Here is a 25022-nt window from a genome sequence, read left to right as displayed (position 1 = left end):
CAATTTTTTGCAAACTTCAACATTAACTCCGTTGCTGAAGCCGTGATCAACGTTATGATCGAAACTCCAATCTGGTAGTTCGTGTCGTCTATGGACGTGAGTTTGGCAGCCTTCATTCTCTCGACTGCTTTTCCCCAGCAAGAGCAACGACAGTAGGGTTTGAAGCCTTTAGGGGAGAGACTCGGGGGAAGACTGTTTCGGCTCTGTCGAACTGCTGTTCAGGGGCGATCGCGAATTCCAAATTCCGAAATCAAGGACTTGTGTTGTGACTCAAACCAATTCAGACTTTCTTGCCCAGACTGACTCTGCTGTTGCCGACCTTATTTACCAAGAGTTGCAACGTCAGCGAGACCACTTGGAATTGATTGCTAGCGAGAATTTTACCTCTCCGGCAGTGCTGGCGGCTCAAGGCTCAGTGTTGACCAATAAATATGCTGAAGGGCTGCCTAGCAAGCGCTATTACGGCGGCTGCGAGTTTGTCGATCGCATCGAAGAAATTGCTATCGATCGAGCAAAAGCTTTATTCAGTGCAGCCCACGCAAATGTGCAGCCTCACTCTGGCGCACAGGCAAACTTTGCCGTGTTTTTGGCGCTGCTAAAACCGGGCGACACCATCATGGGGATGGATTTGTCTCACGGAGGACACCTCACCCATGGCTCACCCGTCAACGTGTCGGGCAAATGGTTCAACGTGCATCACTATGGCGTCAGTCAAGCCACCGAGCAGCTAGATTTTGATCATATTCGCGACTTGGCGCTCAAGCATCGTCCTAAACTGCTGATTTGCGGCTATTCGGCATATCCGCGCATCATTGATTTTGCCGCCTTCCGTGCGATCGCAGATGAAGTCGGCGCGTATCTATTGGCAGATATCGCCCACATTGCGGGTCTCGTTGCTACTGGGCATCACCCGAACCCGATTCCGTTCTGTGATGTGGTTACCACCACGACCCACAAAACCCTACGCGGTCCAAGGGGCGGGCTGATTCTCACCCGCGATGCTGACCTCGGTAAGCAGTTAGATAAAGCCGTCTTCCCTGGTTCCCAAGGTGGCCCCTTAGAGCATGCGATCGCCGGAAAAGCCGTTGCCTTTGGCGAAGCGCTCAAGCCAGACTTCAAGACTTACTGCAAAAACGTGATCGCCAACGCTCAGGCGATGGCAGCCCAACTCCAAGCGCGGGGCTTTAAAATTGTCTCTGATGGGACGGATAATCACCTGATGCTGGTTGATTTGCGATCGATCGGCATGACCGGAAAAATTGCAGACGGGTTAGTCAGCACCGTTAATATTACTGCCAACAAAAATACGGTTCCGTTTGATCCTGAGTCGCCGTTTGTCACCAGTGGTTTGAGGCTGGGATCGGCAGCCATGACCACGCGCGGCATGGGCACCGCCGAATTTACTGAAATCGCCAATATTATTGCCGATCGCTTGCTCAACCCGGACGATGAAACCACCACAGAAGCTTGCTTAAAGCGGGTGGCAGCCCTGTGCGATCGCTTCCCGCTCTACCCTCACTTGGGCACTCAGGTTCCAACGCTGGTCTAAAATGTTGGGCTAAGATGGTGGGCTGAACGGGCAGATCTGTCCAGTTTCTAGCTTGATTTCGTGAATAACCGTTACAAGGGCACCTTTTCGGGGTGCTCTTTTTGTAGGCAGGCACCCATCTACTTTCGAGAGATAGAAATATTCAAGCTTAGACCTTAGAATTTTGTTGCGCTTAATAATTCTTTGCTGAGTATCATCAAATCTGTAGTACACTCTGCCTGACGATTCCTAGTCCCCAACCTACAATTTCTGATGCCCTTTCTAGCTGCATTCCTACTATCAGCCTTCGTGGTCTTTCTGAGTACGCCTGTGATTAGAAAGATTGGTCTTCGATCGGGATTGGTCGATGCGCCCAACAGTCGCAAAGTTCACCAACGCCCGATGGTACGGTTGGGCGGCGTGGCGATCTTTACAGGCGTTTTGGTCGCGCTCTTGGTCGTCTGGTGGGCAGGCGGCTTTGGCGTTCTTAACCCGAAAGATGAGTCCGGAGTGTGGGCGGTTGCTTTGGGTGGCATTGCTTTTTTCCTGATCGGGCTTGCCGACGATGTGTTCAACCTTTCGCCAAAAACTCGTCTGATTTTGCAAATTGCGATCGCAAGCTTAGCGTGGCAATCGGGCGTTCAGATTGACTTTCTGACCAATCCGGCAAGCGGCTTGATCCAACTACCCGACTGGTTTAGTTTGCCAATTACAGTGATTTGGCTCGTTGGCATGGCAAATGCGATCAACTGGATCGATGGTCTAGACGGCTTGGCGGCGGGCGTATCGGGCATTGCAGCAGTGGTGATGTTTTGGACGTGCCTGTTTATGGGGCAGCCTGCGGCGGCAATCATCGCTGCCGCTTTAGCCGGAGGAACGCTGGGATTTTTGCGCTATAACTTCAATCCAGCCCAAATCTTTATGGGAGACGGCGGCGCATATTTCATCGGCTTTACCTTGGCAGGGGTCGGGGTGATTGGGTTGGTAAAGAGCGTGACAACGGTTGCAGTGCTGTTGCCCTACGTGATTTTAGCGGTGCCGATTCTCGATATGTCTGCGGTTATTTTGGATCGGCTGCGGCGGGGGAAGTCGCCCTTCGTTGCCGATAAAGGTCATCTCCATCACCGCCTATTGAATGCAGGATTGTCCCATCGATTGGCGGTTTTGTTTATCTATTCGCTGACGCTATGGGCAGGAAGCTTGGCAATGGCAGTGGCAGGGATGCCGAGCGGATTGGGCTATGCGATCGGGGCAACGGTGATCCTGAGTTTGACCAGTTGGCAAGTTTGGCGCACGGCTCGTTAAGTTCCAAACCATTTTCGGCGCTAGTAGATTGTTAGCTTTGAGTGGATGGGTGGAGGGGTGAGAGGGCAGAGGGGCAGATGGAGATGTTACCCATCCACTCATCCACCTATCGATTCCCAGTCCCCCATTTCAATCTTGACAGACCCCTAGGCAGTATTCTGAATTCAGTCCAGATCCGGCTGGTGAATTTATTTTATGAGTGCAGAAATTATTAGCGTCGGCACTGAGTTACTCCTCGGTAATATTTTGAATTCTAATGCTCAGTTTTTGGCGCAGCAGTTAGCTGAACTGGGCATTCCTCATTATTTTCAAACGGTGGTTGGAGACAACCCAGACCGCCTAAAACGTGCGATCGCAGGGGCAAGCGATCGCTCTAATCTACTCATCTTCACCGGTGGATTAGGACCGACGCCTGACGATTTGACAACTGAAACGATCGCAGCCTTTTTCGCCACCCCATTGGTCGAAAAGCCAGAAATTATTGAAGACATCGCTCAAAAATTTGCCGAGCGGGGTCGCCAGATGACGGATAACAACCGCAAGCAGGCACTTTTGCCCGAAGGGGCAGAGATGCTCTACAACCCAGTCGGCAGCGCTCCGGGGATGATCTGGCAGCCGCGCCCAAATCTGACGATTCTAACGTTTCCGGGCGTCCCCAGCGAGATGAGGATCATGTGGCAGCACATCGCGGTGCCCTATCTTAAAACTCGCGGATGGGGGCAAGCCACGATCGCCAGCCGAACCTTGAGATTTTGGGGAATCTCGGAGTCGATGCTGGCAGAAACTGTTTCATCTTTTTTTGATCTACAAAATCCAACGGTTGCGCCTTACGCCAATTTTGGAGAAGTTAAACTGCGTGTTTCTGCCAAAGCGGCGTCTAGAGAGGCAGCCTATGCGCTCATCGCTCCGGTTGAAAAGGAGCTACGTCGGCTGGCAGGCATCGATTGCTACGGGGCGGATGAAGACTCGCTGGCATCGGTGGTTGGTGAACTGCTGACGGCGACTCAATCGACACTGAGCATCGCAGAATCGTGCACCGGGGGCGGATTGGGGCAGATGCTAACGGCTGTCTCCGGCAGTTCAGCTTTCTTTATGGGGGGTATCATTTCTTATGATAATGCCGTGAAGGAACAGCTTTTGGGTGTTGAATCGCAGACGCTAGAGCAGGTCGGAGCGGTGAGCGCGATCGTGGCTGAGCAAATGGCATCGGGAGTGCGATCGCGCCTCAACACCACCTGGGGACTCAGCATCACTGGCATTGCCGGACCTGACGGCGGCACCACCGCCAAACCCGTGGGTTTAGTCTATATCGGCTTAGCGGCTGCCGACAACGTAACTAGTTTTGAGTTTCGCTTTGGCGATCGCGGGCGAGACTGGGTGCGGCACGTTAGCGCGTGCAGTGCGCTGGATCAACTCCGGCGGCAGATAGTCTCTTCCCTATCCAATTTGCGGGGATCTTGATCTTTCCCTATCTTTCGTTAGAATCAAAAAGTCATCACGAATACCTCAAGGGAAGCATTGGAATTAATGTGACTCCCTGTTAATATCAAATTAGACTTTTGTTAATATGTAAGTTGCATCGCAGCTTTGGCAAAAGTTCAGACATATCGCAGGAGTTGTCTGCTCAATGGATTACATCGATAAGGTTATAGAAAAGCTAAAAGAGTGGGGGCGAAGACTCATTGAGGCGCTTTTGGGTCCCGAATCTCAGCCCGAAGCTGAACCCATTCCCGTTCCGGTAGACGATCGCCGTTATCGTCGCTAGAGGAGTTGCAAGTTCTGACTGTGTACAATATTTTGGTTCTCCACGGACCAAACCTTAATCTTCTGGGTAAACGAGAGCCTGGAGTTTACGGAGCGGTTACGCTAGGCGAAATTACCAAGCAGTTGGAGCGAGAGGCTCAAAGCTTGAATGTAAGCTTGACCTGTCTGCAATCTAATCACGAAGGGATTTTGATTGATGCCATTCACGATGCTGTGGATTGCCACAACGGCATTTTGATTAATCCAGGAGCCTATACCCATACGAGCGTGGCGCTTCGAGATGCGATCGCAGGCGTAAACCTGCCTACCGTAGAAGTTCATTTAAGCAATATTCACCGTAGAGAAGAATTCCGTCACCATTCCTACATTGCACCAGTTGCGATCGGGCAGATTTGCGGATTTGGCGCGGATAGCTATCGGCTGGGGTTACACGCGCTGGTGAATTATTTGCAGCAAAACTCGTGATTTTTAAGATTTTTCTGCTTCCCTTTAAAGAGCGACTAGCATAAGCATTTACGATAGTGTGCCGCGCTTAACGTCAGAAATGCAGATGTCTGTAGTCAGTGCTGGAACTTTATGCTGACTACAGACAGGTTAGGGCAAGGTGAAACGGGGGAGCTAGCGAAGCCCCAATCGTTGGATTTCAGTTTTGATTTGCGATCGCACCCCTGAATCTTGCTGAGCTTTCATCTGAAACTGGTTAAACTCTTCTCGCTTCAGCCCGTTGCGCGCCACAATTTGCCCAGCTTGCGCCGCAAACGTATCGCAGATGCCTTTCACCTGATCTCGGATACCCGAATTAATTTTTTCGATATTGTCAGAATGACAAACATTGCTGGGAACGCTGCCACCTGTTAGCTGCTTGACCTGATCTAGCAGGCGTTGTCGCGTTTTTTCAATTTCTACCGCCGCCCGAACGTACCGCGTAAACGGAGGCTCTTGAGCAAAGGCAGCAGAATCAAACGAAGCAGAGTGACCAGAGAATGTGGGAGTCCACCCACACAGCAGCGCGATCGAAGAGAGACTTCCCACTAGGAGAGAGTGAGCCAAAAGTTGCTGCATTCGAGCAGAGAGAGAGAAAGCACGTTTCATCATAGAGGGTGTGACGTTCCGCAAACTAGCACACGGTTGAGGTTCATATGTCATGAATTATTTTATTGGCAATAAGTTCCAGAAAACGGGCAAAATCCTAAAAGGTTTCCCAAAAATTTGAGGCAATTCTCCCTAGATTTAGTCTAATTGACAACAACATAGCGTTTATTTGGGTCGGCGAAAGACGTGGCACAGTTCAATCACTTTGGTTTGCAGCACCAGAGTTTCATCGGCGCTCCGCTTGAGAGCAAACTCTAGGTCGAGCAAAATGGGCAGCGATCGCTGCAATTGCCTCACCGAAATCCCAGAAAGCTCCCTTTGGAGAAAATAGAGTTGTTTGGGGTTATTGAGTTCGGCAGCTTTGGCAATCACCAGTTCATCTCGTTCGCCTGTCTCCTGCATCAGCTTGATCCAGAGCCGCAGGCGAAACTGCCCAACCAAGGTACTGACGATTTTAAGGGCAGGTTCGTTTTGACGAACTAGATCAGCCACGAGTTCCAACGCAGAAGCGGTGTTGCCCTGACGAATGGCAGCCACGAGTTTAAGGCTATTTTGGGCACTAGCGGTGATCAGGGGTGCGATCGCATCGACCGCTAATGCCGTATTTGTATCGCCTGCAAACACACGGATTTTCTCAAGTTCGCTGTAGAGTTGCCGGGTGTTGTTCCCCACGGCTTCAACTATATAGCCCACAGCGCTAGCGGTAAGTTTGACGCCGGTTTCTTGAGCAACGCGCTCAACCTGCCGTGTGAGAAGCTCCGTTTTCCAGGGCGGAATCGGAGAGAATTCTTGAATCTGAGCATGTTTCTGCAACAGCTTGGTCGATTTTAGGCGTCCATCGGGTTTTGTAGCACTGGTGAGCAGCAGCGTCGTTGTCTCAGGCAGCACGGGCAAGGTGCGATCGAGGTCTCTCAATAGCTCCTCTGAGCAGCGCTGGGTCAGGGTCGTATCGACCAGCCAGACAAAGCGATCGCCCGCGCCAAATGGGGGAGTCATTGCCTGATTGAGGGCTTGCATCACCGCATCAGAGTGCTCAGAAGAAATTTTGTCGAAATTAAAACTTTCCCAAGTCGGGTCGAGGGTTTTTTGCTGCAAGGTTTTCACGGCGTTTGAAAGCGCAAACCCATCTTCGCCCCAATACAGATAAATCGGCATATTCCTCTGTTTCGACTCCCCAATCTTCTTTACGTTTGTTGAAGCGCGATCCCCGTTTCACGAGTTTTCACAAATTGTTGTCGCCATTTACGCAGAGTAGATTGCTCATTTGCCGTTAGATTAAGAGTGGATTTCTACTTTATCGAGTTAAGCGACGAGGCGATCGAGTTGGACGAAAATTATCAGACTTACCTCAACCGAGTCATGCGGCTAACGCTGCCCGAAACCCATAGGTCTCAGGCGCAGCATCTCCAGGAATCCCCCAAATTCCAGCGCTCAGCAGAGGGCTGGCAGGCGACGCCGTTTCCAGGGTTTGCTGTGGTGACGCCCGCAGGCAAAGACGATCAGAAAAATGTCGCGCTATATGACTATCTTCACGCCTATCAGCGGCAACTTCAGCAGCAGATAGGAGCCGATATTTTGGCGCTTGTGCCGCCAGACAGCTTTCACCTGACGCTGGCAGATTTGATTTGGGATAGCGCTTACCGCCATGCTTGCGAAACCCCCGGATTTGATCAGCGACTGCGCGATCGCGTGGCGAGTAGTTTCCGTCAGTGTGAGCCGATGGCGAACAATGCGCCGCTTCGGTTTCAGGTGTTGGGGCTGATGGTCATGACGCGCGCGATCGCACTGTGCCTTGCACCGACCGATGAAGATGCCTACGATCGGGTGATTCGCCTTCGCCGAGCCATTTACCAAAACCCAGATGTGATCGAGTTGGGAATCGAGCAGCAGTACTATTTCACGCCGCACATTACGCTGGGCTATTTTGGCGAACTCGAGCCTAATCTAGACAAAGCAGCACTCGTCCAATCTTTGGATGCCCTAAACCAGCAGTGGATTGGCAGTAGTTTTGATTTTTGGGTCTACACGGCTGAGGTTCGCAAATTTGATGACATGGCAACCTACTTTCGCGAACCTGATTGGGCAACGTTCGAGTTTTGAGCACCCGTTGAAGGTTGCGTTTGGCTCTGACGCTGGTCATCTGTGAGGCAAGAGAGACATCAACTGGGCAGCATCGCCAAAACGATGCCTGCCGTTGCCAGCAAAAACCCTAGGGCTGCAAACCCGGCAAGGGGTTTGCCATCAAGTCCGGTCAGCCAATCTGGGGCGCGCCCCGTGTAGCTGAATTTGGCAGCGTCTAGGCTTGTCATTGCCCAGATCCAGCCTGCATGTAACCCCCAAGCTAGCCCCAAGTCGGGTTGTCCCGCCTTAAACGATACGGCAAGGCACAACACAACGCCCATTAGCGAGAGTCCTGGAAGTTGAGGGATATTTTCTACACCTTCCCAAATCAGATGGAGGAGGGCGAAAAGGATGCTAGACGCGATCGCGCTCGTCCAAAAATCAACGTCTTGCAGCAGTTGACCAAACACAAAGCCGCGAAACACCAGTTCTTCAATGCCAGCAATCGCCAGTCCGATCAGCAAGCCAGAGGCGATCGCACCTGCTAGCGATCGCCAATCTTGTGCTGCCCACCGGATCAAGCCAAATAGAGTTTGCAGCCCAAACAACAGGATCAGCCCGATCGCGCCGATGCCAACTCCCACACCAAGCGACGTTAAAACGCTCCTATCCCAGTGCCAGCCAAAGGTGGCAAACGGAAGGTTCTGAAGCCGTGCGACGCCCCACAGCACAACGGGAGCGAGAAGATACAGGGAGGCAAGCAGGGGAAGTTTTTGGCTGATTTCTGGCGGTTTGGGGGGTCGCCACCGGAGCGCGATCGCCAATGGAACTGCGATCGGCAACCAAAGTAAACTCCAAATCAAAAAAAAGAACCCTATTTCTAACCACGTTGGCGCTTCGGTGATAAAAAAACCAACGGAATTAAAAAAGGGTAGCAATAAAAAATTCAAGGACAACTGATGACCTGCTAACGCCAATCGGCTAGAGAAGCATTTCTACTCCTCATCCCTCGTCATTATCGCCATTTTTATCACTCTTATCTGCATCAAGCTGAATGAGATGAATGTGCTTGTAGCCCAGCTTAATTTCAAACTCATCTCCTGGCTTCAAGCCCATGGCTTTGGTATAGGCGGCTCCAATGACAATCTGACCATTTTGATGCACACTCACCCGATAGGTCGGTTCCCGTCCCCGCCCATCTTTTGACCCTTCCGAACCGAGAGGAACACCCCTCGCGACCAGCAACGCATCATAGAAATCGGTCAAATTAACGCGAGTCTGATCATTTTTGGTAACGGTGTAATAACCGCAACGCTTTGCTGTTTCCCGACGCGGCAAGTGCGACAGTTCTTTGACTTTTTGAAGTAATGCCTTCCCCGTTAAAGGAGTGTTTGCAGGTTCAGTCATCTGCTACAGAATATCCCTACGATTTCCGAAATGGTGATTAGCGTCAACTCAAACGTTTGACTTTATAGAATATATCTCTAAACGATTCTATTTGAATAGGGCTTTTGAATAAATTCCTTTACTATTAATTTCAAATTGGGTTTGCAACCTTAGAGAAACGCTTAATTGCTCTAAAAATCTGATTCAAGTTTTCAAACCCAATTTATAAATTAGTGGCGATTGCCTGCAAGGTTAACGACAAAAAACCAGCCAACTTGCTGCGAAAAAATAGAGAAAATTATGCACTTCGCAGAAATCGTTTTCTCTAAAAACCTTTTCTCTAGAAAGGTGCATGACGAGCAAAAAACAGACCTTTGGAAGACTTGAAACTTTAGATTTAGTGGCTTTAGTAGAAGCAGAGGTTCCTTGGGTTTGGGAGCAGCGGCGCAATTTAGCTTGCTTGGTAGAGTTGCATCCGGAGGGTAGACCACCCAAACTACGGATTTCAGAGCCTTAGATATTAGATTTTTCGACCTTCAAATCCGTCAAAAGCGCGTTTCATCCTAGGGGGTGATGTTACACTAAACCTGGGTAAAAATTTGCAAAACAATGGAGCTAAAACAATCGTGTTGAGTTATGTCTTTTTTGGTAAAGACAAATTCCTGTCAAATTTAATTTTCATTAAAGAATGATTCGATTCACACACAGTTGTTGCTCATAAGTTTGTCTAACTTAACCCTCTAGAGTTCAGAATTGCGGTCATTAGAATGCAAGTTGTCTTTAAGATTGTTCGGCAGGATGAGACCCGCGCACCACAGATTCAGTCCTTTGCGCTTGATGTTGAGCCGGGAAATACAATACTTGATTGTCTAAATCAGATTAAATGGGAGCAAGACGGAACGCTTGCTTATCGTAAAAATTGTCGCAATACAATTTGTGGAAGTTGTGCCGTTCGGATTAATGGGCGTTCTGCTTTAGCCTGCAAAGAAAATGTTGGTAGCGAGGTGGCGCGATTTGCTGCATCTGCCGCAATTCCAGAAATTACCTTAGCGCCCCTTGGCAACATGCCTGTGATCAAAGATCTTGTTGTGGATATGAAAGACTTTTGGGGCAACCTGAAAGCCATTGATCCTTACGTCAGCACGGCATCTCGGCAGGTTCCAGAGCGGGAATTTTTGCAATCGCCCGACGATCGCGCCAAGCTCAACCAAACGGGCAACTGCATCATGTGCGGGGCATGCTATTCAGACTGTAATGCTCGTGAGGTCAATCCCAGGTTTGTTGGACCTCATGCTTTGGCGAAGGCATACCGCCTGGTGGCTGATAACCGCGACGGGGAAACGGAAGCGCGGCTAGAGAACTATAACTATTCTACCGACGGCGTGTGGGGCTGTACTCGCTGCTATAATTGCAATTCGGTCTGCCCGATGGAGGTTGCACCGATGGATCAAATCGGCAAAATTAAGCAGGAAATCTTGGTGCGTAAAGATGGGCATGAGAGCCGCTCGATTCGTCATCGCAAGACGCTGATCGATCTTGTGAAGCAAGGCGGCTGGATCGATGAGCGCCAGTTTGGGCTTCGAGTGGTAGGCAACAGTTTCAGGGATCTGGCAGGCTTGGTCAGCCTTGCACCGTTGGGGTTGCGGATGATCGGTCGCGGCAAGTTTCCGGGCAAGTTTGAGCCATCGCAGGGTCAAAAACAGGTACGATCGCTGATCGACTCTATTCAAGCATTTGAGGCGACATCATCATGACTACTGAAGATCGAGATCCAAACCGGACGGCAGATAACCAGCCCCAGCCTGGGTTTGGTTGGACAGCTTATGCCGAACAAATCAATGGGCGATTTGCCATGATTGGCTTTGTGGCGCTGCTGATCCGCGAGTTTTTCACCCGTCAAGATTTCTTTACATGGCTGGGCTTTTAGCGGGTGCCGATCTCATCGAGGGTCAGTTTGAATTCCCGGCAAAGGTTGCCCAGTGCGGTTGTACACCAGCACATCCCACTGACCTCTGGCGTTTGTCTCAAATGCGATCGCGCGCCCATCAGCACTAATCACCGGATTTCGGACTTGCGCTCGAATCGGCTCAGTCAGGTTTCTCAATTGGCGAAACTCGCGATCGTAGAGGTAGATTCCAGAGCGTCCTTGGCGGCTGCCTTCAAACACAATGTAGCGCCCGTCTTGGGTGATGGATGGGTTCGATTCAACCGTGTCAAAGGCATTGAGTCCGGGGAGATCGATCAGCCGTTGGGCGATCGTGTCGTAGAGATAAATATCTTGATTGCCACGCCGATCAGAGGCAAACACAATAAAGCGTCCGGCAATGCGCGGATTTAGATCGGCAAAGGAACTATTTAAACTGCGTCCGCCAACCGGATCGAAGGGAAACCCAATCAAGCGATTTCCACCACAGCCGCCGAGGAGCGTGGTCAAGGTTACCGCGATTGGTGCCAGCAGAAGCACATGAAACGGGTTCACACCAAATACATTTAACTCAAATCTGTTTACCTTAGGGTACATGCAACTCAAGGTCGGTTTGCGGTTTACCTCAACGTAGATTCACCTAGAGACCCGGTGGCACAACAGGACGCCCATCGGGAATATCTAACTCGATCCCGGCACCGCGATCGAATACTTCAATATCCCACTGTCCGCGACTGCTGCTCTCGAAGGTGACATAGCGCCCGTCAGGGCTGATGCTTGGATGGCGTACCCAGCCTTGATAGAGCGATAGAAGCGATTGAGATTGCCCAACGGCACGATCGTAGAGGCGAAGTTCGGGAATGCCGCGATCGCTCGATAAGTAGACTAAGTATCGCCCGGTGTAACTAAGGCTGGGACTTTCTGCGATCGCATTGCGACGATTGAGACGCGGCATGTCGATAAAGCGCCGTTCCTCTAGGTTATACACCAAAATGTTGCGTCCGCCGCCGCGATCAGAGACAAAGGCAAGCAGGCGACCATCCCCACTCAAGGCGGGTTGTTCATCGTTGTAGCGGCTATTGAGAAACGACCCGCCTTGCACCGTTTCACCAGAGCTACAGGCAGCCAAACTGCTCAGCAAAAGCCAGCCTACTATGACCAAAGAACCTCGCCGCATCGCATTCCAGTTCAACGCTTTCCCTCAAAACATCAGGATTTAGCCCAAAAAATTAGGAGCGCACTAATACTGTACGCTCCTCGCCCAAGATTTGAATCGACTTGACATCGGCTTGACCGTGACTTCAGTGAGCTATTGGCTCCAGTTGTCCCGCTCGTTGTCGTCAGGTTCGATCGGTCGGTAATCTACATAATTTGCAGGTTCATCAGGTCTGCTGGGTCGGTTAACGTTTTCAGAAGGGCGGCGCTTGGGTCGGCTAGAAGACCGATTTGGGGATGAGCGAGGACTGGTGCGACTGCGGGAACTGCTGCCCCATCCGCCGGATGTATCGTTGACATCATCCACAAGCGGGTCATCGGAGGGGCGGCGAGGGCGGGATCGATCGGCAGGGGCGAGGCGAGGCTCGTTGCGGTTGGTTCGGCGCACTGGGCGATCTTCGTAGTCATCGCGCGATCGCCCATCTCGACCACTACGAATACTCCGTCCAGAACGATCATCAAACATGTCGCGATCGTCAAAGTCGGCTTGGTAGACCCGGCTAACCGGACGTTCGGTATCAACGATCGGCGCACCGCGTTTGGCTTGTTCGGTCGAGACTTGGCGCAATCGCAAATTTTCAACGACGAAGAAAATTGCGGAGCCACTTAGCAAAACTTGACCAAATTGCATGATTGGGTCGAAGCGCCAGCCGTAAAAAATCAGGATGAGACCGCACAACAGACCAACGGCGGAGAAGAAAATATCATGATCTCGTGAGAGATGAGGACGCAGCGATCGCACGGCATAGAGAGCCGCGCCGCCCACAGCAAGGACGATTCCCGTCACGCTTGCCAGATTAAACTGAAAGGCAACTTGCGCCAGGTAAAGGTGCGAACTGCTCGCCAAACCTATATCAAACATACTCATTCGATCTCTTCTCCTAGATAAGACCTATGTTAGCGGCTAATGATTGAAATCTCCACTAGAAATCTTCACGCAACGGCAAGCAAAAACCTCAGTCTGTGAGCATACTTACCCGGTGGGCAAGGGTTCGACAGGGACTGAGGCTCAGCGGTGCGATCGCTGGTCATTCCAGCTTAGTTAGAAAGGTTAATGAGTTACAATCATGGGCTGGAGGGCAGTCTCTAGCCGCGTTGCACCTTGTCGGCTTGGCTGATGATGATCAGTCCCACCGTTGCTGGAACGACAACGATCAGAACGCCTGCAAGGAGGCTCAGCAAAAAGTTCATTAAAGAAGGAGTCATGGACTTTACTATCCTTTGAAGATAACAACCAAGTGCTAATAATTTTAATGGTTTGTCACAAAGTTGTATAGATCGGGACAGGGGCGACCGAGCACGGGGCAAGATGGGCAAAGAGGCTCAAGGGTAGAGAGTTTGATGAGGTTGACCGATTCTCGATAGAATGAGAAAGAGTTACAAAGCTTAAACATTTACGCGCTTCAGGTTATGACAGGTTCTACAGTTGCCGCTTGGTCGTTTAGTCTTTTACTTGGGTTAATGACCTTTCTCTTCATTTTTCGGATTGTGCTGACTTGGTACCCTCAGGTGGAGTTGAGCAAGTTTCCGTTTAATTTGGTAGCGATTCCGACGGAGCCGTTTTTAGCACCCTCGCGAAAAATTATTCCGCCGTTGGGTGGGGTAGATATTACGCCAATTCTTTGGGTTGGGATCTTTAGCCTGGTAAGGGAGTTGTTGTTAGGTCAGCAGGGGTTGATTACGATGGCGCTGCATTAAGGTCGGGTTTAGGGTTGGGAGAGGGGGAGTCTAGTGGTCTGTCAAGGTTGACAATCTACCGCCTATTGACTCATGCCCCCATCTCCCCTCAACTCGAAGTGATAACTTTACTGGGGTGAAAGGACGGTAGACGATGCAGGAGGTGTCGTTAGCTAATGAAAAGCTCTGCCGCTTTACTGCTTTGGCATCATGACGGTATCCACGAAATTGGTGTAAATTTCACCGCGCTGGAATTCTTCGGTTTCGAGAATGCGTTGATGAAAGTTGATCGTGGTGGGAAGCCCGGTGACGGCGCATTCGCGGAGGGCACGCTTCATGCGGCGGATGGCAGAGGGGCGATCGTGGCTCCAAATGATCAGTTTTCCGATCAGAGAGTCGTAGTAGGGCGGAATTTCGTAGTCGGTATAAACATGGGAATCCATGCGGACGCCAGGACCACTGGGAGGCAAGTAGCCGCTAATTTTGCCGGGGCTGGGGCGAAAGTTGTGATCGGGGTCTTCGGCATTGATCCGACACTCGATCGCATGTCCACGCAGTTGAACTTGATCTTGGGTGAGGCTCAGTTTTTCCCCTTGGGCAATGCGAATTTGCTCAGCGATCAGGTCGATGCCGGTGATCATTTCGGTGACGGGATGTTCGACCTGGATTCGCGTATTCATTTCCATAAAGTAGAAGTCGCCAGACTTGTCGAGGAGAAACTCAACGGTTCCGGCTCCGATATAGTTGATTGATTTTGCGGCGAGGATGGCGGCATTTCCCATTTTTTCTCGCAGGTCTGAGGTAAGGGCAGAGCTTGGTGCTTCTTCGAGCAGCTTTTGGTGCCGCCGTTGGATCGAGCATTCTCGTTCACCAAGGTGGATCACGTTGCCGTAACTGTCTGCCAGAATTTGAAGCTCGATGTGTCGAGGGTTTTGCACAAACTTTTCGACATAAACACCGGAGTTTCCAAAGGCGGCTTCGGCTTCTCCTTGGGCGGCAGAGAAGAGTTTGCCCAAGTCTTCGTCTAGGGTGACGAGGCGCATTCCGCGTCCGCCGCCGCCTGCGGTTGCTTTGATGATGACGGGGTAGCCAATTTCTTGAGCGATCGCGCGGGCTTCTTCTTCGTTTTGCACCAAGCCTTTACTGCCCGGAACCGTGGGCACGCCAAAGCGCTCCATCGTTTTTTTGGCGGTGGACTTGTCTCCCATAGAGCGGATCGAGTCGGGAGATGGACCGATAAAAGAGATTTTGTGGTCGGCGCAAATTTCGGCAAATCGAGCGTTTTCTGCCAAAAAGCCGTAGCCGGGGTGAATGGCAGTGGCGTTGCGGGTGAGGGCAGCCGCAATGATGTTGGGGATGTTGAGATAGCTTTTGCTGCTGGCAGGTTCGCCAATGCACACGGCTTCGTCGGCAAGTTGGACGTGGAGCGAGTTGCGATCGATGGTGGAATGCACTGCCACCGTTGCAATGCCCATTTCTTCGCAGGTGCGGATGATGCGTAGGGCAATCTCCCCCCGATTTGCAATGAGAATTTTTGAGAAGTGCATTTTGGGTGACTAGGTTCCGTATGAAGTAGGATATCCGGTTCTGCGGGTCTTCCGATAGAAATCTCAGAAATCTCATATTAAGTTGCTTGATCGAGTGGAAGATGCCTTTTACGCTAGCAAAGCAACCCATCTCCTACAAAAAAATGGCGCTCAACCCTTTAGGGTTAAAGCGCCTGGGTTAATCAACCCGTAAACAGTAGGTTTATCCGGCACTGCGGTTTACAGTGGTGATTTGATCATCCCCTAGGGTCTTGGTTCTATGGTCATCATCAAGACCTGGAATAGGAACGTCAACATTTTCATCGTCATGAACGGAGTTGTTCAAATCGTTTGTCTTACTAGAAGCTTCTGCCTCCGGATTAGCGCTAATGGCGTTGGGGTCAGCCGATTCGTGAACGGAAAGCTCAATTGGCGGACGGGAGTCCTGAGTCATGGTTACCTACACTTTAGAATTGCCCTACATGCGTTAGGCTAAACCTTACTCAAGCGCCATTCCTTCTATCAACCGATGTATTCTCTAAAGGATTTGAGGGCTAGTTCAAGGGTGATCTCAAGCTTTGACCTCGGCGATCGCTGTTCTTGATGCCGTGCGGTATAGATCAACTGTGACTGATATCTCGTAAAGAGCCGCGATCGCATCGCTCAGATGAACTGTTCTCTGCTGAAACAGGAGGGTTTGTCGTCAAAGGTTGACCGATTGGGGTTTAGAGCAGACATTTTCCTGTTTAGGTGGGATCATTGCTATTTCAAGCAAGAACGATGGGGTTTGAAACAGAAACCTTTCTATCTGAAGCAGGAACGATGCTACCTGAAGTAGGCACAATGGGGTTTGAAATAGAAAACTTGCTCTCTGAAACAAGAATGATGGAGTTTGAGATAGCAATGATCCTTCCTTGAACTAGAGTCTTCCCTCCTGACACTCAAGGGTTCTAAACCGGTCTGCCATCGTCTCTACGTCACCCATCCGCTTTTCTCTCTCCTGCTTCATCACTCCAATCTCCTTCTCCATCCGTCCCACCATGCCGATAGAATAAGAACCTGTTCCATCCATGCAAGGGTTTATGACAGAGATTGCCGCTGCACCGTTTAGCGCACAAGAGATTGCATCTGAGGGCATTAAACCAGACGAATATAGCGAGATTGTGCGGCGCTTGGGGCGTCATCCAAATACAGCCGAGCTTGGCATGTTTGGGGTGATGTGGTCAGAACATTGCTGCTACAAAAACTCTCGCCCGTTGTTAAAACAGTTTCCCACCGAGGGCGATCGCATCTTAGTGGGCCCTGGCGAGAATGCAGGCGTGATCGATCTTGGGGACGGCATGAGACTTGCGTTTAAGATCGAGTCGCACAATCACCCGTCTGCCGTCGAACCGTTTCAAGGCGCAGCAACCGGAGTTGGCGGCATCTTGCGCGACATTTTTACCATGGGTGCTCGCCCGATCGCCATCTTAAATTCGCTCCGATTTGGCACGTTAGACGACGCTCGTACCCGCCGCATCTTTACAGGCGTGGTCGCTGGCATCAGTCACTACGGCAATTGCATTGGCGTTCCTACCGTAGGCGGCGAAGTCTACTTTGATCCTGCCTATTCTGGCAACCCTTTAGTAAATGCCATGGCGCTAGGATTGATGGAAACAACCGAGATCGTCAAATCGGGCGCGAGAGGCATCGGCAACCCCGTGCTCTATGTCGGATCAACCACCGGACGCGACGGCATGGGCGGCGCAAGTTTTGCCAGTGCCGAACTCTCTAAAGAATCCATAGACGATCGCCCCGCCGTGCAGGTTGGCGATCCCTTCCTGGAAAAGTCTCTCGTCGAGGCTTGCTTAGAAGCGTTCAAAACAGGGGCAGTTGTAGCAGCGCAAGACATGGGCGCGGCAGGAATTACCTGCTCTACGTCCGAAATGGCGGCAAAAGGTGGAGTCGGCATCGAGCTTGACCTAGATCTCATTCCGGCTCGTGAAACGGGCATGGTTCCTTACGAATATTTGCTTTCTGAGTCGCAAGAGCGCATGTTGTTTGTGGCAGAAAAAGGGCGCGAACAAGAACTCATCGATATTTTCCACAAATGGGAACTGCATGCCGTTGTTGCCGGAACGGTGATCGAAGAACCGATCGTGAGAATTTTATTTCAAGGCGCGATCGCGGCTGAAATTCCGGCTACGGCTCTTGCCGATAATACCCCCATCTATCATCGCGACCTCATCGCCGAACCTCCCACCTACGCCCGCGAAGCTTGGAACTGGACGCCCGACCAACTCCCCCCCTGCGATCTCTCTGGAATCAGCATCGGCGGACAACCTTTAAGCTGGACTGACGTTTTAAACCAGTTGCTTGACGCTCCAACGATCGCCTCCAAACGGTGGATCTACCGCCAATATGATCACCAAGTCCAAAACAATACCGTCATGCTCCCTGGCGGAGCAGACGCCGCGATCGTTCGCATTCGTCCCCTCGCTGATGCCACCTCTTCATCCATCACTCCAACCCCGTCATCCCTCACCAAAGGCGTCGCCGCCACCACCGACTGCAACTCCCGCTACGTCTACCTCAACCCCTACGAAGGAGCCAAAGCGGCAGTCGCAGAAGCGGCTCGAAACCTCAGTTGTGTTGGCGCAGACCCGATCGCCATCACCGACAACCTCAACTTTGGCAGCCCAGAAAAGCCGATCGGCTATTGGCAACTCTCGGAAGCCTGCCGCGGACTTTCTGAAGCCTGTACAGCCTTCTCTACTCCTGTAACCGGAGGCAACGTTTCGCTCTATAACGAAACCCTCGATTCCGACGGCAAGCCGCAGCCCATCTACCCCACACCCGTAGTCGGAATGGTTGGTTACATTCCTGATCTCAGCCGCATCGTTGGGCAAGGCTGGACGCACGAAGGGGATGCTATCTACTTGCTGGGCGATGGGTTGGACGCCGATTCGACCGCGCTCAGCTTCGGTGGATCAGAATATTTGGCGGTGCTTCACCAGACGATCGCTGGGCAACCCCCTAGGGTTAACTTTGCCCTTGAACGCAGCGTGCAGGCAGCCTGTCGCCACGGCATCCGGCAAGGCTGGGTACACTCTGCCCACGATTGCTCCGAAGGCGGACTGGCGATCGCGCTTGCCGAATCGTGCATCAGCAGCGATCGCGGTGCCACCATCTCTTTACCGCCTCTATCAGCTAGGCTCGATCAGGTGTTATTTGCAGAAGGCGGTGCCCGAATTGTGGTCTCCGTCGATCAGGCAAGCGTTGCCCAGTGGGAAACCTATCTTCAAGCCCACCTCCCTTACCACTGGCAAACCCTGGGGCAGGTTGCCGCATCCGGCAGTTCGCTGCAAATTCGTGCCGACAACACATCGGTTTTAGTAGACGCTACGATCGCAGCAATGCAGAACATTTGGTCAACCGCGATCGAACGCCGTTTAACATCTTAGGCTCAACGCCTCAAAAAGATGAATCATCAAGCCGGTATCCATAACCTTCTCTTATCCCTATCCTCCATTCGACTGCTTCCTGCCCGTTCTTTCACAAAATCATGCGATATTTAAGAGAATGTTAAGCTTGCCTTTACATTCCCCCTTCTGCATTCCATGTTCTTGACCCTCTCGACTTGTAGTAAGCTGAGCCTGATCTATGCTGCCGAATGATCCTCCCTCCGACCAGTCTGCTTGCGCCTCAACCCCTACCCCAGAGACGCCTGCTCTCTCTCCCTCCGACAAACCAGAAGAAGCCTGTGGCGTCTTCGGCGTCTACTCTCCCGGAGAAACCGTCGCCACCCTTGCCTATTTCGGGCTGTATGCCTTGCAGCATCGAGGTCAAGAATCGGCAGGCATCGCCGCGTTCGATGGCAATCAGGTAAATTTGCACAAAGACATGGGCTTGGTGTCTCAAGTTTTTAACGAAACCATTTTAAGCAAGCTGCCCGGAGCCTTAGCGGTCGGTCATACCCGCTATTCCACTACCGGATCAAGCCGAGTGGTCAATGCTCAACCTGCGATCGTGCCAACTCGCCTTGGCTCTCTCGCCCTCGCTCACAACGGTAACCTAGTCAACACTGCCCAACTGCGAGCAGAACTCTCTCAGCGCGACCATACCTTCATCACCACCACGGATTCGGAAATGATTGCCCTCGCCCTAGGCGATGAAGTCAACGATGGCAAATCTTGGGTCGATGCTGCTGCTAGCGCCTTCCAACGCTGTAGCGGCGCATTTAGTTTAGTCATCGGCACCCCCGATGGGCTGTTGGGAACCCGCGATCGCAATGGCATTCGTCCCCTCGTCTTAGGCACCTTACCCAAAGATGATCCTGAATTGCCCAATCGCTACGTCCTCGCTTCGGAAACCTGCGGGCTTGACATCATCGGGGCAGACTATGTACGCGATATTCAGCCCGGAGAGCTTGTGTGGATTACGGCAGAAGGCTTAACCTCGATCCAGTGGGCAAAAAAAGCCGAACGCAAGCTCTGCATTTTCGAGATGATCTATTTTGCTCGCCCCGATAGCGTCATGCACGACGAAAGTTTATATAGCTATCGGCTGCGAATTGGGCGTCAGCTTGCCCAAGAATCTTACGTAGATGCAGATATTGTGATCGCCGTTCCCGATTCTGGGATTCCAGCCGCGATCGGGTTTTCCCAAGAGTCGGGCATTCCCTACGCCGAAGGCTTGATCAAGAATCGCTATGTGGGTCGCACCTTTATTCAGCCCACTCAAGGGATGCGAGAGGCAGGCATTCGGATGAAGCTCAATCCGCTTAAGGACGTTCTAGCCGGAAAGCGGGTCGTGATTGTAGATGACTCGATCGTTCGGGGAACCACCAGCCGCAAGATCGTCAAAGCATTGCGAGATGCCGGAGCGATCGAGGTGCATATGAGAATTTCGTCGCCGCCTGTCACCCATCCCTGTTTCTATGGCATTGATACCGACAGCCAAGATCATTTAATTGCCGCAACCAAATCGGTAGCAGACATTGCCCAACAAATTGGGGTAGATTCCCTCCAATATCTCAGTTGGGAAGGGATGCTAACCGCGACGCGAGAAAATACCAATAGCTTCTGTTCGGCATGTTTTACCGGAGAGTATCCGATTTCCGTCCCCGAACAGTTAAAGCGGGCAAAGCTGATCTTAGAAAAAGAAAAAGTTGCGCCCGTGTAAGTTAGCGTAAATGTGCAACCCAGGTCGGGATATGGCAATGCTGTATCCCGGTGTGGTAAACGTGCCGTAAATGGCAATCAGTCCAGGTTGCCGATTAACGTTTGTCTACTCAATTTCACACCCAGCCGCAAGTCATACCAAACTTATTTTTCACGGCGACAGATCTTGGATCTCCCTGCCTACGGTATCCCCCCTTGGTCAGGAGAGACTTTCCGGCTCCTCTCTTTAGTCAGGAGGGGTTGGGGGAGGTCGCACATCTATAGCATTTACAGATTAATTTGGTATCACTCGTTCATTTCACGATACGTCGCTACGGCAGATGGGGAAACTCGGTTTAGATAGCGAAAAATCCAATACTTAAAAATCGTGTCTAAGATCACTGGAAAGGTCGCGATAAACAAGAAGCTAAAGTCGCGGCTCGTTGGCAAACCGAAATGCCTGGCAACATTGTCGAGTAGCACCTCCCATCCATGGGGCGAGTGAAATCCGACAAACACATCCGTAAATAGAATAATCACGAAAGCTTTAGCGCTATCACTCAAGCCATAGGCAACTTCATCAATCACCGACTTGACAACCTCAACTTCCCGCTTGCTGTTGGTTAGAACTAGGGCAAATGCGATCGCGGCGGCAATATCTGCCACCCAGTTTTTAATTGCATCGGTACTCTGCACCGAAAAGTTAGCCGCCACCTCGATTGCTTTTTCTTTCAGTTGAGCTTCCACCACCTCAGAGCGTTGGATAGCCCGTTCTTCTACTTCGGCTGGCGAAAACTCTCGCTGATCTAAGGTTTCTTTGATCAGATTTTCAAACCGGAGCCGCTCTTCAAACCGTTGTAGCTCGTGCAGGGCTTCCTCAGTCATTTCACTGTTGAGAAACACCCGTTCAGGAGTCTCTAGGCTAAACTGCTGACTAATCCACTGTCCTGGGGGCAAGCTATTCGTCAAAACCAGGTTGCGAACACCCTGTTGCACCAAGAGTGGCACTAAAATCAAGGTCAAAATAAATCTGACGGAAATCAGAGTTCTGACTTTAGAAACGCGGTAAGTCTGGACAACTTCTGTCTCCGAGTTGGGATCTAAATCTCGTTTTAATCGGCTTAACGTTGTGAGGATCGATCGCGGCAGCAGCCCGGTTTTATCGGTGATAGATTCAAAATCTTCGCTTCCTGTAGCGCTAGTGTTCGGATTTGCTGGAGCATTTTTTTTATCGGGTGGGGTTTGCCCGGTTTTACTCAACCGTTTCTCCTCTTCATAACTTTGGGAAATCATGGACGTTGACACTGCTTCTAGAGTCAAATTTTGCTCTGCATAACGTGCCAAAATGCTGTCGATAAATTTTAGCTTCTCTAGCGCGATCGCAGGCTGATCTCGCACCGTCGGCACAAACCGATCCGAGCCGATCGCCGTTGTCTCGATCGTTCGCACCGATCGCCCTGCCGCAACTTTGTTTGGGTTTGTAACATTGAGGGTAGAGCGACTGCGGCGAAATTCTGTAAGCCGCATCCGAATGGTGCGGAGATGCCGCCTGAGATCGGCTTCAAAATATGCAAAGGCGCTGGCGCTGAGAGTTCCGGCATCGCGGGCAATTTTCTTGCCCCCAAAATGCTCGTCCTCGATCGCTTTAATGTTTAGCGCTGCATCGTACGCCAAATCGAGGGCGCGATCGGGCGTTTGTAAATACCATTGCTCAGCGCGACGGAGAGAGCCTTTCAAAGCGGCGAAGATAGACGTTCTCATGATTCACCAGTCGAAATGCGATACGGGCAGATGAAGGGAGGGAGAGATTGCGACGGCAGGTCACGCAGAAGCAACAGCAGAGACAGATCATAAGCTAACGCTTCTTCTTCAACCTCGGTGTAGGTTTAGATCCAAGGGTGCTGCATTTTCAGATCTACGATAGAGAAGGACAAATCGCTTCTGAATCTGTGCTGAGCGATCGCACCGTTCGTTGTGGCAACGTTAGTTAGAGTGCTACGGATTCTAGCAAATATACCGGGGGCTAACTTGTGGGTTTTACTTCAATTTGGGTAACTGGAGCGGCGCGCAGCGGCAAGACAACTCGGTTGGTCAACCAATTTTGCGAGTGGGTGCGCCCTGGCTTGGCTCGCAGCACCCAGCAAAGTGAAGTTTCGGTGTTGGTGCTCGCTGCGATCGGGGATAACCGTTTGGAACTTGCTGATCGCTTAACAGCTGAAACTCAGGGCAAGTGTCCGTTTCGCTCAACAACGCCCCTGGGATTTTTTGAAGACGAAGTGATGCTATTTTGGTCGCTGCTAATCCCGTCGTTGGAGCTAAACGCGACGTTTCCGCTGCGGCTGCGCCCGGAAAATGAGCAGGAATTGGCATCGCGGCTTTGGCGAACAGAACTTGACACCGCCATTGGGGCACGCACCCCGGAAGGAACTGTGCCAATGGGCTATGGTGCCGGGCAGGGTGAAGCGCGACTGGTGCGCCGCGTTCTAGACGTGATGCAACTTGCGGCGTTGAGTGGCATCACCCTCGAAGAAATTCCGACCTTGCTAGAACAAGGCGTTCCGGGAATGGAGGGACAGGTGGCAGCATTGCCGATTCCCTACGCAACGGTGGGAGAAATGCTGCAACGGTGGCGGCTCTGGTGCTTGCGACGAGGCTTGCTCACCTATAGCTTGATCACAGAGTTGTATTGGCGCTATTTGTTGCCCAATCCGGTCTATCAAAAGCATTTGACGGCGCGCTATCAGGCTGTTCTTGCCGATGATGTGGATGAATATCCCGCGATCGCACGGCGGCTTTTCGAGTTTTTTCTCAGCCAAAACACAACCTGCGCTTTTGCGTTCAATCCTGACGGTGCGGTCAGGTTGGGGTTAGGAGCCGATCCAAGCTATATGGCGGAGTTGTCTTCCCACTGCCAGGAAATAATGTTGACAGCGGCTGCGGGGGCGTCGCTAGTGAAGGATTTGGGAGCCGCGATCGTCGATCTGGTCAACGATCCGATTTTCTTTGCCAGTTTGCCAGATGCGATTCAAACCATCCAATCGACCACCCAAGCGCAACTCATCCGCCAAACCGCCGATGTCATTCTCAAGGCAGTCCAGTCTGGGCAGGTGCAACCGCGAGACGTGGCGCTGATCGGTCCGGGGATTGATCCGATCTCTCGCTATGCCTTGACCGAGATTTTGCGAAAAAATGGCATTCCGGTGGAGTTGCTCAACGATCAACGCCCGTTGGCAAGCAGCCCCATTATTCGATCGCTGTTGACGCTGTTGGCACTGATTTATCCAGGGTTGGGTCGGTGGGTTGACCGAGACGCGATCGCAGAAATGCTAGTTGTTCTCAGCCAAAAAGCCACCCCAGCAGATTGGCAACCTGATGACGTTTTGTCTACTGTTTCCCCGACCAGTGCCGCCTCGTTTTTGATTGATCCAGCCCGATCCGGGTTAATAGCAGATTATTGCTTTGAACCCCACCCGGATCATCCGCAATTAAGAGCAGCAACCACGTTTTCCCGGTGGGATCGGTTGGGCTATCAAGCCGCAGATGCCTATGGGGGAATTGTGCGCTGGATTGAGGATCAGCGATCGCAACTCAGCCAGCACCTGATCGCCAGTCCGGTCGTATTGTGCGATCGCGCCATCCAGCGATTCTTCTTGGGCGGCAGCCATTTGCCATTTGACCAACTCGCCGCCCTGAGAGAATTGATCGAAACGGCTCAGCACTATTGGCAAGTAGACGATCGGTTGCGCCGCAGCGATTGGAGTGATGCTCCAGCCTCAATGACGGTTCGCAACTTTATTCAACTCTTGAGAAATGGCACTGTTACCGCCAATCCGTTTCCCGTCCGCCCGGTGGGCTTGGCAAATAATGCCGTCACCTTGGCGACCGTGTTTCAGTATCGGTCGAGCCGCCGTGCTCACCGTTGGCAGTTTTGGCTAGATGCCGGTTCTTCGCGCTGGCTGAGTGGGGTAGACTCGCTATTTGCCGCCCCGATTTTTCTTCAGCACTGGTCAGGTCAAGCGTGGCGCGTCGAAGATACTCAAACTATGAACGAACAGCGCTTACGGCGCATTCTGCTCGATCTGTTAGGTAGAACCGAAGAAAAACTCTTTCTGTGTTACAGCGATCTTTCCACAAGCGGGCAAGAGCAAACTGGGGTATTAACCACGCTAGTGAATGCGGCAATTCCACTTAGTTCTGAGCCACTTTCACTGTGAGAAATCTATGCACTTTACTCGGTTTGGCACCACGATTTTGAGATCATGTTTTGGGCGTTGCTAAATGTAAGTATGATTTGCCCTTCTCCCCAAGGAGAAGAGTTGGAAAGAAGGGAGCTAGAATTCCTGTTCCCTCTCCCAATCAGAAAAGGGCTAGGGAGAGGGCAAATCTGCGATTCATACTCAGAT

Annotated in this window: 23 protein-coding genes; 12 read left to right on the top strand and 11 right to left on the bottom strand. The window is 51.5% G+C overall.

What is annotated here, in order from left to right; genetic code table 11:
* Positions 1-265: 265 nt before the first annotated feature.
* From glyA to aroQ, 5 genes are all read left to right on the top strand, one after another.
* Entirely contained in the window at positions 266-1549 is a 1284-nt protein-coding gene (glyA, locus tag GS601_RS02435; RefSeq protein WP_162421664.1) for a serine hydroxymethyltransferase, read from the top strand.
* 309 nt (positions 1550-1858) lie between these two features.
* The gene (locus tag GS601_RS02430) at positions 1859-2833 is read left to right on the top strand and encodes an MraY family glycosyltransferase (protein WP_338016940.1); all 975 of its coding nucleotides are present in this window, start codon (positions 1859-1861) and stop codon (positions 2831-2833) included.
* Between the two features lie 195 nt (positions 2834-3028).
* A complete protein-coding gene (locus GS601_RS02425; RefSeq protein WP_162421662.1) occupies positions 3029-4294 on the top strand; it encodes a competence/damage-inducible protein A in 1266 nt (421 codons plus the stop codon).
* A 166-nt stretch (positions 4295-4460) separates the two neighbouring features.
* The gene (locus GS601_RS22800; protein ID WP_202924798.1) at positions 4461-4598 is read left to right on the top strand and encodes a hypothetical protein; all 138 of its coding nucleotides are present in this window, start codon (positions 4461-4463) and stop codon (positions 4596-4598) included.
* A 5-nt stretch (positions 4599-4603) separates the two neighbouring features.
* The gene (gene aroQ, locus GS601_RS02420) at positions 4604-5062 is read left to right on the top strand and encodes a type II 3-dehydroquinate dehydratase (protein WP_238392917.1); all 459 of its coding nucleotides are present in this window, start codon (positions 4604-4606) and stop codon (positions 5060-5062) included.
* Positions 5063-5215: 153 nt separating this feature from the next.
* On the opposite strand, the gene GS601_RS02415 is transcribed toward aroQ, so the two are convergent.
* Complete coding sequence (locus GS601_RS02415) at positions 5216-5692, bottom strand: DUF4168 domain-containing protein (RefSeq protein WP_238392916.1); 477 nt, start codon at positions 5690-5692, stop codon at positions 5216-5218.
* A gap of 162 nt (positions 5693-5854) precedes the next feature.
* Entirely contained in the window at positions 5855-6844 is a 990-nt protein-coding gene (gene holA / locus GS601_RS02410; RefSeq protein WP_162421659.1) for a DNA polymerase III subunit delta, read from the bottom strand.
* A gap of 126 nt (positions 6845-6970) precedes the next feature.
* Between holA and GS601_RS02405 the strand changes: the two genes are divergently transcribed.
* A complete protein-coding gene (locus tag GS601_RS02405; protein WP_338016939.1) occupies positions 6971-7789 on the top strand; it encodes a DUF1868 domain-containing protein in 819 nt (272 codons plus the stop codon).
* A 59-nt stretch (positions 7790-7848) separates the two neighbouring features.
* Here GS601_RS02405 and GS601_RS02400 read toward each other — a convergent pair whose 3' ends face one another.
* Complete coding sequence (locus GS601_RS02400) at positions 7849-8613, bottom strand: CPBP family intramembrane glutamic endopeptidase (protein ID WP_238392915.1); 765 nt, start codon at positions 8611-8613, stop codon at positions 7849-7851.
* Between the two features lie 139 nt (positions 8614-8752).
* Positions 8753-9157 carry an AbrB family transcriptional regulator gene (locus GS601_RS02395; RefSeq protein WP_162421658.1) on the bottom strand — a complete coding sequence of 135 codons (405 nt, stop codon included), beginning with the start codon at positions 9155-9157 and terminating at the stop codon, positions 8753-8755.
* Positions 9158-9903: 746 nt separating this feature from the next.
* Between GS601_RS02395 and GS601_RS02390 the strand changes: the two genes are divergently transcribed.
* On the top strand, positions 9904-10890 hold the full coding sequence (locus GS601_RS02390) for a succinate dehydrogenase/fumarate reductase iron-sulfur subunit (RefSeq protein ID WP_162421657.1): 987 nt from the start codon (positions 9904-9906) through the stop codon (positions 10888-10890).
* On the top strand, positions 10887-11063 hold the full coding sequence (locus tag GS601_RS02385; protein WP_162421656.1) for a chlorophyll a/b-binding protein: 177 nt from the start codon (positions 10887-10889) through the stop codon (positions 11061-11063). Before GS601_RS02390 ends, GS601_RS02385 begins: the two co-directional genes overlap by 4 nt.
* A 12-nt stretch (positions 11064-11075) precedes the next feature.
* Here the strand turns inward: GS601_RS02385 and GS601_RS02380 are convergent, their stop codons facing one another.
* The 4 genes from GS601_RS02380 to psbX all read right to left on the bottom strand — a co-directional run bounded on the left by GS601_RS02380 (position 11076) and on the right by psbX (position 13481).
* Positions 11076-11615, bottom strand: a complete 540-nt coding sequence (locus GS601_RS02380; protein ID WP_338016938.1) for a TolB family protein — start codon at positions 11613-11615, stop codon at positions 11076-11078.
* 85 nt (positions 11616-11700) lie between these two features.
* On the bottom strand, positions 11701-12252 hold the full coding sequence (locus GS601_RS02375; RefSeq protein ID WP_238392913.1) for a TolB family protein: 552 nt from the start codon (positions 12250-12252) through the stop codon (positions 11701-11703).
* Positions 12253-12369: 117 nt separating this feature from the next.
* Positions 12370-13143 carry a Ycf66 family protein gene (locus GS601_RS02370; RefSeq protein WP_238392912.1) on the bottom strand — a complete coding sequence of 258 codons (774 nt, stop codon included), beginning with the start codon at positions 13141-13143 and terminating at the stop codon, positions 12370-12372.
* Positions 13144-13361: 218 nt separating this feature from the next.
* Positions 13362-13481: a photosystem II reaction center X protein gene (gene psbX / locus GS601_RS02365; protein ID WP_162421654.1), complete on the bottom strand. Its 120-nt coding sequence runs from the start codon at positions 13479-13481 to the stop codon at positions 13362-13364.
* A gap of 204 nt (positions 13482-13685) precedes the next feature.
* Here psbX and GS601_RS02360 point away from each other — a divergent pair, with 204 nt between their 5' ends.
* Positions 13686-13973: a YggT family protein gene (locus GS601_RS02360; protein WP_162421653.1), complete on the top strand. Its 288-nt coding sequence runs from the start codon at positions 13686-13688 to the stop codon at positions 13971-13973.
* Between the two features lie 173 nt (positions 13974-14146).
* Here the strand turns inward: GS601_RS02360 and accC are convergent, their stop codons facing one another.
* Both accC and GS601_RS02350 read right to left on the bottom strand, forming a co-directional pair.
* On the bottom strand, positions 14147-15499 hold the full coding sequence (accC, locus tag GS601_RS02355) for an acetyl-CoA carboxylase biotin carboxylase subunit (protein ID WP_162421652.1): 1353 nt from the start codon (positions 15497-15499) through the stop codon (positions 14147-14149).
* Between the two features lie 202 nt (positions 15500-15701).
* Positions 15702-15932 (bottom strand): hypothetical protein, encoded by a 231-nt coding sequence (locus GS601_RS02350; protein WP_162421651.1) that lies wholly within the window; start codon positions 15930-15932, stop codon positions 15702-15704.
* 628 nt (positions 15933-16560) lie between these two features.
* Here GS601_RS02350 and purL point away from each other — a divergent pair.
* Complete coding sequence (purL, locus tag GS601_RS02340; protein ID WP_162421649.1) at positions 16561-18921, top strand: phosphoribosylformylglycinamidine synthase subunit PurL; 2361 nt, start codon at positions 16561-16563, stop codon at positions 18919-18921.
* Positions 18922-19120: 199 nt separating this feature from the next.
* Positions 19121-20641: an amidophosphoribosyltransferase gene (purF, locus tag GS601_RS02335; protein ID WP_162421648.1), complete on the top strand. Its 1521-nt coding sequence runs from the start codon at positions 19121-19123 to the stop codon at positions 20639-20641.
* A gap of 284 nt (positions 20642-20925) precedes the next feature.
* Here the strand turns inward: purF and GS601_RS02330 are convergent, their stop codons facing one another.
* Positions 20926-22380 carry a proton extrusion protein PcxA gene (locus tag GS601_RS02330; RefSeq protein ID WP_202924796.1) on the bottom strand — a complete coding sequence of 485 codons (1455 nt, stop codon included), beginning with the start codon at positions 22378-22380 and terminating at the stop codon, positions 20926-20928.
* A 269-nt stretch (positions 22381-22649) separates the two neighbouring features.
* Between GS601_RS02330 and GS601_RS02325 the strand changes: the two genes are divergently transcribed.
* Positions 22650-24833, top strand: coding sequence for a recombinase family protein (locus tag GS601_RS02325; RefSeq protein WP_162421647.1), 2184 nt, complete (start codon positions 22650-22652; stop codon positions 24831-24833).
* The last annotated feature ends 189 nt before the right edge of the window (positions 24834-25022 follow it).

Origin of the sequence: Myxacorys almedinensis A (assembly GCF_010091945.1) — a bacterium.
GTDB lineage: Bacteria > Cyanobacteriota > Cyanobacteriia > Leptolyngbyales > Leptolyngbyaceae > Myxacorys > Myxacorys almedinensis.
The sequence above is the reverse complement of the archived record's forward strand: the minus strand, read 5'-3'. Positions and strand labels throughout refer to the sequence as shown.

Coding starts and splice junctions, on each gene's coding strand:
- GS601_RS02425 (WP_162421662.1), top strand. CDS start 3,029: ATGAGTGCAGAAATTATTAGCGTCGGCACTGAGTTACTCCTCGGTAAT.
- GS601_RS22800 (WP_202924798.1), top strand. CDS start 4,461: ATGGATTACATCGATAAGGTTATAGAAAAGCTAAAAGAGTGGGGGCGA.
- GS601_RS02415 (WP_238392916.1), bottom strand. CDS start 5,692: ATGATGAAACGTGCTTTCTCTCTCTCTGCTCGAATGCAGCAACTTTTG.
- holA (WP_162421659.1), bottom strand. CDS start 6,844: ATGCCGATTTATCTGTATTGGGGCGAAGATGGGTTTGCGCTTTCAAAC.
- GS601_RS02395 (WP_162421658.1), bottom strand. CDS start 9,157: ATGACTGAACCTGCAAACACTCCTTTAACGGGGAAGGCATTACTTCAA.
- GS601_RS02390 (WP_162421657.1), top strand. CDS start 9,904: ATGCAAGTTGTCTTTAAGATTGTTCGGCAGGATGAGACCCGCGCACCA.
- GS601_RS02385 (WP_162421656.1), top strand. CDS start 10,887: ATGACTACTGAAGATCGAGATCCAAACCGGACGGCAGATAACCAGCCC.
- GS601_RS02370 (WP_238392912.1), bottom strand. CDS start 13,143: ATGAGTATGTTTGATATAGGTTTGGCGAGCAGTTCGCACCTTTACCTG.
- psbX (WP_162421654.1), bottom strand. CDS start 13,481: ATGACTCCTTCTTTAATGAACTTTTTGCTGAGCCTCCTTGCAGGCGTT.
- GS601_RS02360 (WP_162421653.1), top strand. CDS start 13,686: ATGACAGGTTCTACAGTTGCCGCTTGGTCGTTTAGTCTTTTACTTGGG.
- accC (WP_162421652.1), bottom strand. CDS start 15,499: ATGCACTTCTCAAAAATTCTCATTGCAAATCGGGGGGAGATTGCCCTA.
- GS601_RS02350 (WP_162421651.1), bottom strand. CDS start 15,932: ATGACTCAGGACTCCCGTCCGCCAATTGAGCTTTCCGTTCACGAATCG.
- purL (WP_162421649.1), top strand. CDS start 16,561: ATGACAGAGATTGCCGCTGCACCGTTTAGCGCACAAGAGATTGCATCT.
- purF (WP_162421648.1), top strand. CDS start 19,121: ATGCTGCCGAATGATCCTCCCTCCGACCAGTCTGCTTGCGCCTCAACC.
- GS601_RS02330 (WP_202924796.1), bottom strand. CDS start 22,380: ATGAGAACGTCTATCTTCGCCGCTTTGAAAGGCTCTCTCCGTCGCGCT.